This window comes from Geobacter argillaceus (genome assembly GCF_007830735.1).
GTDB lineage: Bacteria > Desulfobacterota > Desulfuromonadia > Geobacterales > DSM-12255 > Geomobilibacter > Geomobilibacter argillaceus.
Genome location: NZ_VLLN01000011.1, coordinates 1 through 15,590 on the forward strand (window position 1 = coordinate 1; position 15,590 = coordinate 15,590).

Annotated in this window: 12 protein-coding genes; 11 read left to right on the plus strand and 1 reads right to left on the minus strand. The window is 57.5% G+C overall.

What is annotated here, in order from left to right; genetic code table 11:
• Window positions 1–259: helix-turn-helix domain-containing protein (locus JN12_RS10095; RefSeq protein ID WP_170241892.1), on the minus strand; the 259-nt coding region annotated here is incomplete at its 3' end.
• Between the two features lie 185 nt (window positions 260–444).
• Here JN12_RS10095 and JN12_RS10100 point away from each other — a divergent pair.
• The 11 genes from JN12_RS10100 to JN12_RS10150 all read left to right on the plus strand — a co-directional run bounded on the left by JN12_RS10100 (window position 445) and on the right by JN12_RS10150 (window position 15,430).
• Window positions 445–1,635 (plus strand): glycosyltransferase, encoded by a 1,191-nt coding sequence (locus JN12_RS10100; protein WP_145022073.1) that lies wholly within the window; start codon window positions 445–447, stop codon window positions 1,633–1,635.
• Complete coding sequence (locus JN12_RS10105) at window positions 1,626–2,987, plus strand: lipopolysaccharide biosynthesis protein (RefSeq protein ID WP_145022075.1); 1,362 nt, start codon at window positions 1,626–1,628, stop codon at window positions 2,985–2,987. The genes JN12_RS10100 and JN12_RS10105 overlap by 10 nt, the downstream gene beginning before the upstream one ends.
• 2 nt (window positions 2,988–2,989) lie before the next feature.
• The gene (locus JN12_RS10110; protein ID WP_145022078.1) at window positions 2,990–4,423 is read left to right on the plus strand and encodes an O-antigen ligase family protein; all 1,434 of its coding nucleotides are present in this window, start codon (window positions 2,990–2,992) and stop codon (window positions 4,421–4,423) included.
• Window positions 4,424–4,479: 56 nt separating this feature from the next.
• Window positions 4,480–6,441, plus strand: coding sequence for an NHL repeat-containing protein (locus tag JN12_RS10115; protein ID WP_145022080.1), 1,962 nt, complete (start codon window positions 4,480–4,482; stop codon window positions 6,439–6,441).
• 4 nt (window positions 6,442–6,445) lie between these two features.
• Window positions 6,446–7,393: a glycosyltransferase gene (locus tag JN12_RS10120; RefSeq protein ID WP_170241893.1), complete on the plus strand. Its 948-nt coding sequence runs from the start codon at window positions 6,446–6,448 to the stop codon at window positions 7,391–7,393.
• Window positions 7,394–7,635: 242 nt separating this feature from the next.
• The gene (locus tag JN12_RS10125; RefSeq protein WP_145022084.1) at window positions 7,636–8,391 is read left to right on the plus strand and encodes a WecB/TagA/CpsF family glycosyltransferase; all 756 of its coding nucleotides are present in this window, start codon (window positions 7,636–7,638) and stop codon (window positions 8,389–8,391) included.
• A gap of 120 nt (window positions 8,392–8,511) precedes the next feature.
• On the plus strand, window positions 8,512–9,591 hold the full coding sequence (gene wecB, locus JN12_RS10130) for a non-hydrolyzing UDP-N-acetylglucosamine 2-epimerase (protein WP_145022087.1): 1,080 nt from the start codon (window positions 8,512–8,514) through the stop codon (window positions 9,589–9,591).
• 35 nt (window positions 9,592–9,626) lie between these two features.
• Entirely contained in the window at window positions 9,627–9,998 is a 372-nt protein-coding gene (locus JN12_RS10135; protein WP_145022089.1) for a hypothetical protein, read from the plus strand.
• Between the two features lie 186 nt (window positions 9,999–10,184).
• A complete protein-coding gene (gene xrtD / locus JN12_RS10140; protein ID WP_145022091.1) occupies window positions 10,185–11,789 on the plus strand; it encodes a VPLPA-CTERM-specific exosortase XrtD in 1,605 nt (534 codons plus the stop codon).
• Entirely contained in the window at window positions 11,786–13,414 is a 1,629-nt protein-coding gene (locus tag JN12_RS10145; protein ID WP_145022093.1) for an MraY family glycosyltransferase, read from the plus strand. The genes xrtD and JN12_RS10145 overlap by 4 nt, the downstream gene beginning before the upstream one ends.
• A gap of 30 nt (window positions 13,415–13,444) precedes the next feature.
• Window positions 13,445–15,430 (plus strand): tetratricopeptide repeat protein, encoded by a 1,986-nt coding sequence (locus JN12_RS10150; RefSeq protein ID WP_145022095.1) that lies wholly within the window; start codon window positions 13,445–13,447, stop codon window positions 15,428–15,430.
• Window positions 15,431–15,590: the final 160 nt, after the last annotated feature.

Sequence of the window (15,590 nt, forward strand, 5' to 3'; positions counted from 1 at the left end):
CCCGCTGTTTCCGCTCAAGTGCAGCTTCGAGGCCATCTTCTACAAAACGCTTCTTCAGGTGTTCAATTGTCCGACTACTCACACCAAGTGCCTCTGCAGTATCAGCAACACTCCAGCCTGGACCATTATCACCGGCATCAGAAAGCAACAAGGCACGGGCGTGGACAAACCGCCTTGCGTGGGTCTTTCCACGCTTGGTTAAGGCTTCAAGATCTTTACGCTCCTGCTCGGTAAGTGTTACTCGGTATCTTGGCGACATGGTGGCCTCCTTGAATGAGTTACGCCAGTATGCCATATACCGCAATTAAACGAAATATTAAATGTTAAGTGGTACTAGCGTCGCGTCACATTTGATCTGTCGTCAGTAAAAACGGTTGAAGTGAAAATATGGCATTTTCAATGCCCTGTTAAACAAATCGATGCACGCGATCATAGGGCTAAACAGTGACCAAAAAAATCAATCTTGTCTTCATGGGAGGATTCACCTATCCCCGCGGCATGGCAGGAACAAAGCGCATCCAGAATATCATCGGCGCACTGAAACAATATCCCGGCATAACGGCCCGCGTCATTCTGCAGCGCCAGTCAAGTGAACTCAACATCCTCTCGGGTGTGCACGAGGGCACCCCCTATGAGACGGTCATGGGGGATCTCCTCCGGGCCAAAATGGTGGCGGCGCTGCCACTGCTTTATTGCCGGACCATTGCCGCATTGAAAAGGGCATACAGGCCGGAACAGAGGAACGTGATCTATTTTTACGGGCCGTTGTTTCTCGAGAGCGTCGTACCTTTGAGCTATGCGCAACGACTCGGCTACAAGATCGTTTTTGATGTCAATGAGGACCACGGTCTGGCAAAGGCTGTTTCCCGCTCTTTCCTCCAATACGTGAGGAGCACCATTGCGAGCCGGATTTCATCCCGGATCAAAGAGCTATCCGCGGGGATCGTCGTCATCAGTTCGTATCTGGAAGAGAAGTGCAGGCTGCTTACGCAGGGAAGGGTGCCGATTCACTACATGCCCATTTCTGTGGACCTGGAGCGTTTTCCCGTGAAACCGGGCAGGATGAATCCAACCGTATCGCTTTTGTATGCGGGCAGCTTTGGCAGGAAGGACGGAGTCCCGATACTGCTCGACGCATTCGACAGACTGGCAGGGGACTATGGGGATGTTCGCCTGATGCTTACCGGCCGGGGGGACAGCGAGGCAATGAAAGAATTTCTGGCCCGCGTGGAGATATCTCCGCACAAGGACCGGATAGAGTACAAAGGGTATCTGGACGAGAAGGAGTATTATTCCCTGCTGAATGAAGCTGACATACCGTGCATGACCCGGGTGGACCTTGCGTTTGCAAACGCCGGTTTTCCGTTCAAGCTGGGTGAGTTCCTTGCAACCGGCAAGCCTGTCATTGCGTCCCGGGTTTCCGACGTCGACAGGTTCCTTGTGCACGGAGAGAACGCGATGCTTGTCCAGGCCGGTTCCAGTACTGACGTATGCGAGGCGGTGGAGTTCCTGATCAACAATCCGGACACCGCAGCGGCCATAGGCGCCCGGGGGCGTAAGGTGGCCGAGTCGTTTTTCGACTGTAACCGGCAGGGAAAGGCGCTACTCGCCTTTTTTGAGATCGTATGCTCATGAGAGTCGATCAGGCGGTCGCACCTTCTCCGACGTCAGGAACCGGTTCGGTTTTCAAAAACAAGTTCACAGCTATTCGTGCGCGGCTGTCCAATAGTCGCCAGACAATCCGGTCTGTTATAGCTCTTCTCAGCAGCAATATCGCATCTTCGGTGCTCACCGCCATAGGCGGCCTGCTGGTTGCCCGTTTCATCGGACCCGAGGAAAACGGGGCATTTCGAGCCTTTACCATTCCGTTGACATATCTGATATTTCTGCACCTTGGCACATGGGACGGTCTCTGGCGCCAGATCCCGTATTACGCCGGCAAAGAGATGCCGGAGGAGGTGGACCGGCTTGCCTCCGCGGCCGGGGCATTCAATCTTTTTCTGTCGGTTGCCGGCACCGGCGGCTTTGTCTGCTGCGCCCTCTACAGCCTTGTTCGCCATGACCTTTACGGTGTGTTCGGCTGGCTCTCCCAGGCCTTTTTTTGCTGGGGCGTTTTTTATGGCGGCTTCCTCACCTCCACCTACCGCACCCTGCATCATTTTGTGACCCTGGCGCGAATTCAGATGGCCCAGACCGTGCTGACCTTTGGCATGGTCTTCCTATTGCCGTTCCTGGGATTCTACGGCCTCTGTGCGCGGGTGGCCGTGCCGTCATCCCTGGCGGTCTGGCTGTACCACCGGAACCGGCCGCTCAAGCTAGCCTATCGCTTCGATACCAAGGTCCTGCGGGAGCTTATCAAAATAGGTCTGCCGTTCAGTTTCTGGGGGAACCTCTATACATCTGTCTGGGCTGCAACGGAGAGTGCCCTGGTGCTCTCGTTCGCGGGGGTATCCGCTCTGGGGCTCTTTTCGGTCGCAACCGTCATGGGGGGGGCGGTGAACTCCCTTCCCATGGCCATATGGCAGGTTCTGACGCCACGTGTTGTCACCAATCTTGCGCGGGATGGCAGCGTGCGTAACGCCAACGCACGGATCATCTGGGTGACCGCTGGGCTCACCGGATTCATGATCCTGCTTGCGTGTGCAGGCTCATTCCTGGTGGAACTGTTCGTTACCCATTTCATTCCGAAATATGTTGCCGGTATTCCGGCAATGAAGGTGTGCCTCTGGGGTCCGGTTCTCCAGGCAGCATTTCTGCCGATCAATACCCTTTTTGCCACCGGCAGGCCGTGGCTGTATGGCCGCAGCGTTATTGCCGGCATTATTGTTTTTCCTCTGGCGACCTATCTGCTGTTGCCCGTGACCGGAGGGCTTCTGGCGGTCGCAATAGGGTCTCTGCTCGGCCGTGTTGCCAGAACCATTGCCGCGTATGTAGATCTTGTTGTATTGACGAGGCGTGAACAGGATACGGCAAGGGACTGTGCTTGACCATGAATGATGATTTAAATACTTCTTACGATGAACCGATTGCCGATTTCCGGGAGGTTGGGGGAAGAACGTCTGTCATTGCGATTTTCCTGGGGATGGCGCTCATTGCCGCAGCCATCCTTATTGGTAAAAAGTATGCGTTCTTTGTTCCGTTTCTGGCCTTCTCGATTGTTATGACGCTGCTCTGGAATAAGGCTCCCCGCCCCTGGATTTTCCTTGTCTCGATATCGGCGGCAACTCCCATAGCCATAGCCAAGCAGCAGTTCTCCTGCAATCTCATATATGCTCTCTGGCTTGCAGTTTTCAACATGAGGTATCTGACCAAGCTGCCAAAGTGGCTTTATATACTGGTAAGCCTGGCACTGTTCGGTTTTTTTGCCAGCTCCATCAACTGGATTGGTGACAAATTCCTGGGGAGCATACTGCGACAGGGAGCATTTGCGTACAATTTCCTTCTCGCCCCTTTCATACTGTTACCGCTGATCTACTTCAGAATGGAGAAGAGCAGAGACTATGCCGCGAACCTTCAAGGCCTGCTCTTCTGCCTGATTGTCCCGTCGACACTGATACTGCTTTCGGCAAAATTGTTCGGAACCGTGACCAATGAGTGGGAAGCCGCGCAGCACGCTAGCAGCCTTTCGGAAGGCTTCCTTCAATACCGGCTTGGCAAGGTGGTTGTGAACTTCCTGAGAACTGAAGTCGGCTTCATCCTGGCAGCCCTGATCTGTGCGTCAACCGCGGTTACAGTCTCACCGGTCAGGAGCCTGTACAGGGTGGTCGCCGGAGCGTGTCTGGCCTTGAACGTGTTTCTCCTTCTCAGCACCGGCAGTTTCGGGAGCGGTTTTGCATGCCTTTTCGGTCTGGCCGCCATATTTTACGCTCTGTCCCGAACGATCAACGTAACTAAAGCGATCGTAGCGGTGGCCGTCATCTGCTCCATGCTGTTGCTGACATACGGACTGTCGCCCCCGAGCGTCAAGGAGTACCTGGAAAAACGGTACGAGCATCGTGTCGTCAACAAGGATACGGACAGGCTCGGGCTATGGGAGCGCGCCATTGAGTATTACGTTGAACAGCCCCTGGGGGTCGGTTTCACCTTCACGGTGGGGGACAGTGTAAAAACTGTCATTCATAACGACTACCTGGCCTATACGGTGAGTTACAGTGTCATGGGGGGGCTGGCCTATACCTTACTCGTTGCGGGCTTGCTGGTTTCATTCTTTCAAAGACGAAAGAACATGATCGATGACCCCTCTGCGCTTGCCGTATACCTTGCCGGGCTCGGTGTTATTGTTGCTGCCGCACTCAATTCCATTACCGATCACATGGCAGAAAACAGATGGTATTTCAATCTGATATGGTCTGTGATCTGGTACAGTTACTTTTGCAGCCGCGCCGCGCAGAGAGAGAAAGTCCAGGACGGGGTAGAATGCTAAGCAGTTTCTCAAGTACTACCTCAAAGTTGCTGACCGTGAAAAAAAACGGGGTAAGGGTGAAAGCTACCCCCATTGTATTTTGTGCCGTGCTGCTGTTCCTGTCCGCTGTCGGGTTTGGAGGAGCGGAGAGCAAGACAAACAGGTTTTCCGACCATGGGGTGGCTGTCCCGGTAAGTACGGCCCGCGGAGTAGCCGCGACGGTTGACGGCGCCGGGCGGAACGTTGTCGTTGCCTGGCTTTACGATCACCGGGGCGGATACGCGCTCCTGATGATTGACGCAAAAACCGGCAGGACCGAGCAGTTCCCTCTCCCCTTTCCGGCAGACGGAGACGGACCTTTTGCCTCGCTCCTGTCGAGCCGCAACAGATTCTATACGCAGTTCAACGGCCATTTCGTGGAGTTTGACGTCAACAAACGTGCTTTCACGTTCTGGCGCAAGACGGCCACCAAAACGGCCATGAGTATGACGGAGGACGATAAAGGGGTTATCTGGTCGGCCACCCATCCCCAAGCCGGCATTGTTGCCTACAATCCTGCGACCGGGCAGTTGAAGGACTATGGACAGGTGTACAAACAGAACTGGGAACAATACCCACGCTCTATAGCCGCTGACGATAAGGGGTGGATCTATCTCGCCCTGGGGTTCACCGCCAGTCAGATAGTCGCGTTCAACCCCTCCACAGGGGTGGCGTTGCCGAAACTTCCCGAAGGGGAGCGCAAGCGGGGGATGGCCTATCTGTATCGGGATATGGATGGCAAGGTATACGGAAAAGCCCTGGAGCAGGAGCCGACGGCATGGGATGTTGAGCAGAAATCCTTCAGAAAGGCTTTGGGGCAGGATAAAGCCGGCGGCTGGTACGCGCTGTACAACGGAGCGTGCGTCAAAACCGGAGCGCACGAGCAGGTTCGACCAAAAGAGGAGATTACCGGCAACCAGAATCTGTTCCATCGCTCCTTTCCCGATGGCCGTCGACTTGCTGAGCTCGATCTTACCGAACGCCGGCTCGCCATCGATGATCCACGTAGGAAGGGGTACAGTCAGAAGCTCCGCTTCGATTATTCCAGTGACGGCGCCAACATCATGACCGTGTCGGTCACCCCCGGTGGGGCCATCTATGGCGCAACGACCTTTCCCACGCAGTTCTTCAGCTATGATCCAGGCAGTTCCAGACGGGAGCGCAGGGCATGCTACGGACAATGGAATACCGTCGTGTCGCAAGGGGATAAGGTTTTTGTCGGGGGGTATCCGGGAGGATTCCTTCTGGAATGGGACCCGTCGCGCCCCTGGCAACCGGATAAGAACAGGAGCGGATGGAATCCTCAGTACCTGTGCGCCGGCACGCCAATCGTCAACCGCCCCAGCACGCTCCTGGCCCTTCCCGACGGCAAAACAATCGTTATGGCCGGTACGCCGGACTATGGGGTGACGGGGGGAGGGCTCGTATTCTGGGACAGTGGGAAACGTGAGATGCAACTGCTCAGAGATCGGGACATAATCCCCGATCAATCCACCAACAGCCTGTTGGTCCTGCCCGGGAACAAACTGTTGGGGGGGACGACCATTGCGGCCGGGACCGGCGGTGAAAAAAAGGCGCGAGCGCCGGAACTGTACCTGATGGACATCACAACAAGAAAACTGCTCTGGCGCCAGGCTGTAATTCCGAGCCTCCAGGAATTCACCGACCTTTGCCAGGGCCCACAAGGATTGGTGTACGGGATGATGAACAGGGGGACATTCTTCGTCTTCGATCCGGCAAGCCGGAAACTTATCAGCCAGGAGACGTCGCGGTTCGGCCTCACGACCTGGCACCAGGGGCCGCGGGTTTTCGTTCCCGGTCCGAACCAGCAGGTGTACGTCCTCTTCACAAAGGGGATAGCCCGCATCGACCCCAAGAGCCATAAGATGAACTGGCTTGCAGATTCTCCCGTTCCCATTACTGCTGGGGGTATCTATCGCGACGGCCGGATCTATTTCGCGGGTGGTGATTCTCATCTTTACAGCTACAGGGTGGAGTAAGGCTTTGAAAGTTCTGGTGGTAACCAATCTCTATCCACGCGATGACAGACCGTCCTGGGGCACCTTTGTCAAGGAGCAGGTCGAGTCGTTGCGCACGTGCTGTCCCGAGTTAACCGTCGATGTCTTCGTTGTCGAAGGTTACAGGTCAAGACTGGAGTACGTGCGGTCAATGCTCCGCCTGCCCGGGATCATTAAAAGGGGTCGATACGACATCGTCCATGCCCATTACGGCCTCACCCTGCTCGCGTTGATCTTTGTCACTGTCCCGGTTGTGGTCACATTTCACGGGTCAGACCTGCTGGTGAGCCCCGCGAAGCATCTTTCCAAACTGCTTGCCCGCAAGGCGTCACGATGCATCGTGGTGGCCCGGAGGCTCAGGGATGAACTCGGTTACGGAGACGTGATCCCCTGCGGGATAGGTGTCGAAAGTTTCGCGATCCCTCCCGATCATGCTGGAGCCGTGAATCGGCGGCCGACCGGATGTCTCAGGATACTATTCCCGGCAAATCCTGCAGTGAAGGTGAAGGACTACGGCTTGTTTCAGGCTGTCTGCCAGGAGCTGGAAGGGAGGGGAACCCGGGTGGAGCGGGTCCATCTCATGAACGTCAACCGGGCGGACGTGCCAAAGGTTTTCTGGAATTGCGACCTTATGCTTCTGACGTCTCTCTCCGAGGGTTCTCCAACTGTCATTAAGGAGGCCATAGCAGCCAAGCTCCCGTTTGTTTCCGTGGACGTCGGTGACGTGAAGGAGTGGGCAGGATTGGTGGCGTTCGGCGTGGTGGCGCCGGACAGGGACCCGAAGACCATCGCGGACGCGGTGAGTGCTCTGCTGACCCGAATCAATGACCGGCCATCATTGGATAACAGTAACTGCCTTGAGGCTATCGACATGGCGAAGATAGCCGGCCGGACCAGGCGCATATATGATGAGATTCTAACGAAACGGTTATGAATGACAAATGGTACTTTTTCTCCCTGTCCAGGTTCTGAAACAGATGATGTGATGAATCATGGAATTTTTACCAAACTGTTTTCCCCTCTCCATGCAGACGTAACATTCAGCGGCTATACTCGCTGACAAGTAGATAGGTGGGCATTCCGCTGACCTGATGCTTCAGGGACCAGGGCACCCGATCCGTCACCAAAGGCACTCCTTTGTCCGGCTCGGGCCTTTTTGTTTCTAGGAGGCAGGTAATGTCGCAACCAAAGAATCGTCTCAATATCCTGAATGTCTGGGTGGACCCGGTTGACATGGCCGGAGCACTGGAACGGATCGAGCGTTTTGTCGAGGAGGGGGACCGGCCCCACAGCGTTTTCGCGGTCAATCCGGAAAAGAACTTCTCGGTCCCCCGCGACCCCCGGCTGCATCAGACCTTCAAGCAGGCGGACCTGCTGATCCCGGACGGGATCGGCGTGGTGATGGCCGCCCGGATTCTGCATCGCGCCCGTCTGTCGCGGGTCCCCGGCGTCGAACTGATGGACCGGATCTGCCGGCTCTCTGCCGGGAAAGGGTACCGGGTATTCATCTACGGGGCAAAGGAGGAGGTCAGCAGCAAGGCCGCGGCAATCCTGCAACAGCGTTACCCCTCACTGAAGATCGTTGGCCGGGCCAACGGCTTTGTGACGCCGGACGAAATACCCTCTCTCATCGAGCGGATCAATGCGTCTGGTGCCCAGATCCTGTTCCTGGCGCTCGGTTCGCCGCGGCAGGAAAACTGGTTCGTGGAAAATGCGGCCCGGCTCTCCACCGTCAGGGTCTGTCAGGGGATCGGCGGCACCCTCGACACCATCGCCGGGACCGTCAAGCGCGCCCCCGAGCGCTGGTGCCGGCTGAACCTCGAATGGCTCTACCGGCTTATCTCCGAGCCGAAACGGATCGGGCGGCAGAAGGTGCTCCCGATCTTTGCCTACCGGGTATTTCGCAGAAAGCTGTCCATGGTGTTTGTCTGAGATAACCGATTTCACCAAATAGTTTCCCTCCCGTAACGCAACCACAAAACTTCCCTGCTACCATCGGCCGGCCTGGAAATTATTCAGGCCGGTTTTCATCATCCATCAACAGAGGAACCAATGAGAGTCCTGCTTGTCGCCGGTGCGCGACCCAATTTCATGAAAATCTCCCCCATCTTCCGTGCCGCACGGCAACACGACAGCGTCGAATGCCAGATTGTGCATACCGGACAGCACTACGACTACCAGATGTCCCAGACCTTTTTCGACGAACTGGAGATACCGGCGCCCGCCTTCTTCCTCGATGCCGGATCGGGCTCCCATGCCGTTCAGACTGCGCGGATCATGATGGCCTTCGAGGAAGCCTGCATTGCGGCAAAGCCGGATGTCGTCATGGTGGTGGGGGACGTGAACTCCACCCTGGCCTGTAGCGTGGTCGCCAAGAAGCTGAACATCCAGGTCGCCCATGTGGAGGCGGGGCTGCGGAGCTTCGACCTGACCATGCCCGAAGAGATCAACCGGATGGTGACCGACGCCATCAGCGACTGGTTCTTCGTTACCGAGGAAAGCGGGGCCGTCAATCTGCTGCGGGAGGGAAAGGCACCGGAGCGGATCCACCGGGTGGGGCATGTGATGATCGATAACCTTTTGTATCAGGCGAGGCGGCTCGCCTCTCTCGATCTTCAGTCGTTTCCCACCCGAGCGATGCGGGAGGGTGCCGGCTCCTACTTGTTTGCGACGCTCCACCGTCCTTCAAACGTGGACTGTCGGGAAACCTTTGCCGGAATTGTTGCGGCCTTCAACGAACTGGCCAGTGAGCGCACCATATTCTTTCCGGTGCATCCGCGCACCAGAAAGATGCTTGAATCCTTTGACCTCACCCTGGATGAACGGGTCGTACTGCTCCCCCCCCTTGGCTTCCTGGAATCCCTCTCTCTCTGGAAGGATGCCGAGGCGGTCCTGACCGACAGCGGAGGCCTGCAGGAGGAAACGACCGCCCTCGGTGTGCCGTGTGTCACGATCAGGGACAATACCGAACGGCCGATTACCGCCCAGCTCGGGACGAATGTGCTCGCCGGCACCAGTCCGGAAGGTATCCTGGCTGCATATCGGCAAAGCCTCGCACGGCTGCCGGAGGCGGTTGTGCCGCCGCTTTGGGACGGCCATGCCGCAGATCGCATCTGGTCTATTCTTACCTGACGTCAGCAACACCACCATGAAAGGATCTCGATATCATGAGCAACACCCCCACTTCCGTTGCATTCAAGTATGTCTTCCGGTACGACTACAACCCCGTTTATGTGAATGGCGCCCATGGCGGCGTTTCGCCCCGCGGTGACCTGGTGGTCAATTTTTACCTGGAACGCCAGCCGCTCCCCAACGAGCTGACCCACGGCATCAATCCTGACGGCGGCATCGGCAATGTGGTGGCCGTAGACCCTGAAGACCTCAACACCAGCATTGTCCGCTTTGTTTCCAATGGGGTGGTCCTCAATTACCAGAATGCAAGGGACATCCACCAGTGGCTCGGCGACAAGATCGCAGAGATGGAGCGGATGGCCCAGGCCAGGTCGGAGGCTGCCGGGCAGGGCAGTCCGGCACACTGATGAAGAACAAGAGTAGCCAAACCTTTACCTGCCTGTAACACGGAATCAATACTCTGTCGGTATACTCCGCCTTGTTTTCGCTGGTCTTTTTGCAAAATGTGACCGTCAATCATCCCGCAGAGGCTTCGTTCTCCGCTCTGGCGAAACGTAGACTTCTGCGGGTACCCTCTCGACCGGAACCCATCTATGAAAACAGTTCAGGAGACCGTTGCGCCGAACCCGGTAATGTTTATCAGGCCGGCAAGCTGGCTAAAGGGTCTTGTCTTCGGCACGCTCCTCGTTGTCCTCTACTATTCGGCCCTCGACTGGCTGGTGACAAACGACTGGCCCAGGGAGGATTACAGCTCCTGCGCCCTCATCCCCTTCGTGGTCCTCTATCTGATCTGGGAGAAACGCCAGCAGCTGGCGGCGCTGCCGTCGATCTCTTCGTGGATGGGAGGCATCCCGCTCGGGTGCGGTCTGCTCCTCTTCTGGCTCGGGGAACTGGCCGGCGAGTTCTTCACCCTCTATCTCTCCCTCTGGCTGGTGCTGGTCGGCCTCTGCTGGCTGCAGCTGGGGTGGCGTAAGCTGAAGGTCATCGCCTTTCCGGTCGGGTTTTCCCTGGCCACGTTTCCCCTCCCCATCTTCGTCAATACGCAGATGTCTCTCAAGCTCAAGCTCCTCTCATCCCATCTCGGCGTGGCCATTCTCCAACTCTGGGGAATGTCGGCCTTCCGCGAAGGGAACGTCATCGATCTTGGGTTCACGAAGCTGCAGGTGGTGGATGCCTGCAGCGGCATCCGCTACCTGGTCCCGCTCATTGCCATGGCCGTCCTGCTCGCCTATTATTATCGGGCAGCGGCCTGGAAGCGCCTGGTGGTGATCCTGTCCGCGATCCCGATTTCAGTGATCACTAACGGGCTCCGGATCGCGTCGGTTGGCATTCTTTACCCGATCTTCGGGGCACAGGTGGCCGAGGGGTTCTTCCACGATTTCTCCGGTTGGTTCATTTTCATGTTCAGTCTTGGGCTGCTGCTGGGCGAAATCTGGCTTTTGAAGAGAATTTTCCCGGAGCGGGTCTCGGCCGTTGCTGCTAACGAGCCCAGCCAGGCGACGAACGAACGGGTCACGGCCCCGCTTTCCGAGTCCCGCTCTTCGCTTTTTTTCACCCGCCACTTCCTGGCGGCACTGCTCTGCCTTACCGTGACCGTTGCGGCGGCCAAGGGGGTAGATTTCCGCGAAAAGACCCCCATCAACCGGCCACTCGCCGAATTCCCGGTCGAGATCGGCGAGTGGCGGGGAACACGGACCGCCATGGAGCCGCATTACCGTAATGCCCTGAAGTTCAGCGACTATGCGATCATCGATTACCGTGACCCACGGGGAAGGGAGATCAACTTCTATACGGCCTACTATGCCAGCCAGACCAAGGGTGGGTCGGTGCATACCCCAGCCACCTGCCTTCCCGGCAGCGGCTGGGACTTCCAGGAATCAGGGGTGGTCCCCGTGGCTCTGAACGGCACCTTTTCGCTTCCGGTGAGCCGGGCCTTTATGGAGAAGGATGGCCAGCGGCAGCTCACCTACTACTGGTTTCCACAGCGGGGACGGGTGCTGAACGACCTGTTCAGCCTCAAGCTCTACGCCTTTTGGGATGCGCTCACCCGTCAGCGGACCGACGGTTCCCTGGTGCGGATCATTACGCCGGTCAACGCCACGGAACGGGTGGAGGATGCCGAGGCACGGATGCAGTCGTTCGTCAGGCTCGTGGTGCCGCAGCTCGATGCATTTCTTCCCGGGAAGGTCTCCCGATGATCTTTCTGTCAACCCTGCTCCTTGCAGTTCTGATCACCATAGCCACGACCCCGCTCCTCTCCGCGCTGGCGATCCGGTACAACGCGGTGGATCTTCCCGGTGAGCGCAAGGTCCACACCAGGCCCATTCCCCGCATCGGCGGCATCGCCATGGCCTTCGGAGCGTTCGTGCCGCTCCTGTTCTGGAACTGTGCCGACCGTTTCGTCATTTCCTACCTGAGTGGCGCAGCAGTGCTGGTCTTTTTCGGTCTGCTGGACGACCTGCGGGACCTGTCTCCCAAGATCAAGTTTCTCGGACAGATCGTTGCTGCACTGATCGTCATCCTGGCCGGGGGGGTCGAGATCCGCTCTCTCGGCACCTTGCTGCCCGACGCCTGGCAGCTTCCCGCTCTGCTTTCCATTCCACTGACGCTCGTGGCGATCGTCGGCGCAACCAATGCGATCAACCTGGCCGACGGCCTGGACGGCCTTGCCGGCGGCATCTGCCTGCTGGTCTTTGCCGGCATCGGCTATCTCTCCTACGTGGAAGGGAGTCAGGTCATCGGTCTCATCTCCCTGGCCCTGGCCGGGGTGATCTTCGGTTTCCTCCGCTTCAATACCCATCCGGCCTCCATCTTCATGGGGGACGCCGGAAGCCAGTTCCTGGGGTACTCGGCTGCCACCCTGGCCATAGCCCTGACCCAGGGGCAGACAACACTGAGCCCGGTGCTCCCGTTGCTGCTCCTGGGGGTGCCGATCCTGGACACCCTGACCGTGATGGTGACCCGCATCGCCCAGGGACGGTCCCCGTTCTCCGCGGACAAGAACCATTTCCACCACCATCTGCTCCGGCTCGGCCTCCATCATTCGGAGTCCGTGGTGGTCATCTACGTCCTGCAGACCCTGCTGGTCGTTACCGCGATCCTCTTGCGTTACCATTACGACTGGCTGCTCCTGACCGGCTACCTCTGCTTTTCCGCCATCGTGCTGATGGTCTTTCACCGTGCCCGCCAGGCCGATTGGCGGCCGCGGCGGTTCGATTTCTTCGATATCAGGATTGCCGGCCGGCTGAGGATGCTGAAGCGGGAAGGACACCTCATCAAGGGCTCGTTCCCGCTCTTTGAGTTCGGCATCCCTCTGCTCCTGCTGTTCACCTCCTGGAGCGCCATCAGGGTGCCGCTGTATGTCTCGCTGGCAGCAACGGGGCTGGCGCTTCTGGTTATGCTGACCTGGCTGTTCTGGAAGGTGCGGCTTGAAGCCGTGCTCCGCATGACCCTGTACCTGCTGATCCCCTTTGCCATCTACCTGAGCGACCATCAACACGTCCAGTGGCTGGAGGGGCCGGGACGCGCGGTCTACAACATGTCGTTCGGCGTCTTTGCCGTGCTCATCATCATCATTTCCAAGTTTTCCCGGCGGAAAAACGGGTTCAGAAGCTCGCCCATGGACTTCCTCATCCTGATTCTCGCCGTGGCTGTCCCCAACATGCCGGATCAGATGCTACAGGAGTACCGGATCGGCCTGATCGCGGCAAAGATCATCATGCTCTATTTCAGCTATGAAGTCATGCTGGCGGAGTTGCGCGGCCGGTTCGGCAGGATAGCGGCAACCACCGTGGTCTCGCTCGTGGTTCTGGCGTGTCGCTGACAAAAGCAATAAACGATAAGGAGAGATTGCATGCGGAATAGAATTGCCCGATTGGGCCTGGTGCTGTTGGTAACCGTGTCGCTGGTGGCATGCAGCGGACCTGAAGCCAAGAAGGCCAAATTCCTTGCCAAGGGGAAGAGCCTGTATGAAAAGGGTGAGTACACCAAGGCCAGGCTCGAGTTCAAGAATGCCGTGCAGATCGACCCCAAGTATGCGGATGCCTACCGGATGCTCGGCTACGTCGCGCTCAAGGAAGGAGATCTCAAGGGGGCGTACGCCAGTTTCGGCAAGGCGGCGGAACTGAACCCGGCCGATCTCGAAGCCCATTATCAGATCGGGAAGATCCTCCTCGGCGCGGGATATCCTGACAAGGCGCTTGAAAAGGCAGAGTTGATCCTGAAGAAGGACCAGGGTCACGTTGATGGGCAGTTGCTGAAAGGGGCGGTCTATGTGTCACGAAAGGAACATACCAAGGCTATCCCCTTTCTGGAGGGGCTGATCGCCAAAGGTATACAGAAGCCCGATGCCTTTCAGTTGCTGGCTTCCAGCTATCTGTTGAATAAAGACCTGAAAAGCGCCGAGGCAACCCTTACCAAGGGAGTGGCGGCCAACCCGAAATCGGCCGGTTGCCTCCTCTCGCTGGCGGAATTAAAGGCGAACATTGGCAAGATTGACGAGGCGGTTACCCTGGTAAAACAGCTCATCGCCCTGGAACCGGCCGAGGCGCGTCACACCATCACCCTGGCGAACCTCTACTGGGGGGCGAAACAGGAGGCGAAAGCCATTGAAACCGTCAAGGCCTATGTTGCCGCCGCACCGCAGGATGAAGAACGGCGTTTACAGGCAGCCGGCTTTTACCTTGCCAGGAACAAGCCGGCGGAGGTCGAGCAACTGCTCAAAGAGGGGGCCGGCCAGATTCCGAAGAGTTTCAAGATCCGTTTCGCCCTGAGTGAGCTGTATGCCAACCAGAACAAGCCCGATCAGGCGATTGAGGTGCTGAAGCAGATCCTGGCAGCGGAAAAGGAGTTCACCAAGCCGGATCTCATCACCACCAGGAGCACCCTGGCGAAGATCTACCTGGTGCGGCGCGATCTGGTCACTGCCACGAAGTACGTGGATGAGGTGATCAAAGAAAGTCCCAAGAATGTAGAGGCACACTTCACCAAGGGCGAGATTCACATGCTCAAGGGGGAAGGGGCCAATGCCGTCACCGAATTCAGGAGTGTGCTCGCTGAAAACGAAAAATCCATCCAGGCCCATGTCCGGCTGGCCGAGGCCCATCTCCTCAACAAGGAGCCGGCACTGGCCCTGGACGGACTGAAGACGGCCCTCAAGGAGACGCCCGATGCCCGCGACCTGCAACGGGCCATTGCCAGGGTATATCTGTCGCAGAAGGATCTGACGTCGGCCGAGGAGACATTGACCAGGATACTGGCAAAGAATCCGGCAGATCTGGAAGTCCTGTCCGATCTGGGTGACGTTTACCTGCGGAGCGGTGACCTGAAAAAGGCCGAGACCCGTTTTGGCGAACTGAAGCGAAAGGCGCCCCAGTTGCCGATCGGTTACGTGAAATTCAGCGAGCTGTACATCGCCCAGGGAAAGATGGACAAGGCCGAGGCGGAGCTGGAGCAGGCCTACAGGCGGAATCCCGAGTCCTGGCGTGTGGCCAACGACCTGGCATACCTGTTGTGCGAAAAGTCGCGGTCGGCCAAGGAGCTGGACCGGGCAGAGTCGCTTGCAAAGAAGGCCCAACTGCTGAAACCCGAGGGGTTGACCGTCTCCGACACCCTGGGATGGATCTACTACAAAAAAGGCGACTTCAAGCAGGCGATGGAGCTGATCGGCAAGGTGCAGGCGAGCGCACCGAAAAATCCGGTGATCAACTTCCATCTCGGCATGGTGCGGTACAAGGCCGGTGATCGCGCCAAGGCAAAGGAAAGTCTGACCCTGGCTCTGGCCGGGAAAGAACCGTTTCCCGGCAGGGATGAAGCCGAACGCACCCTGAAGAGTTTGTAACACGTGTGAAGGTTACGACACGTCTTTTTGCTTCTGTGCCAGTCAGGAAACGGCCGACTACCGATTCTATTTCCCCGGTAATGAAATATTAAGCCAACTGCCACCGGAATGTAACATTCCGCTGGTATGATGCGTAGTTGTCCGGCCCGTAACAGGGCCT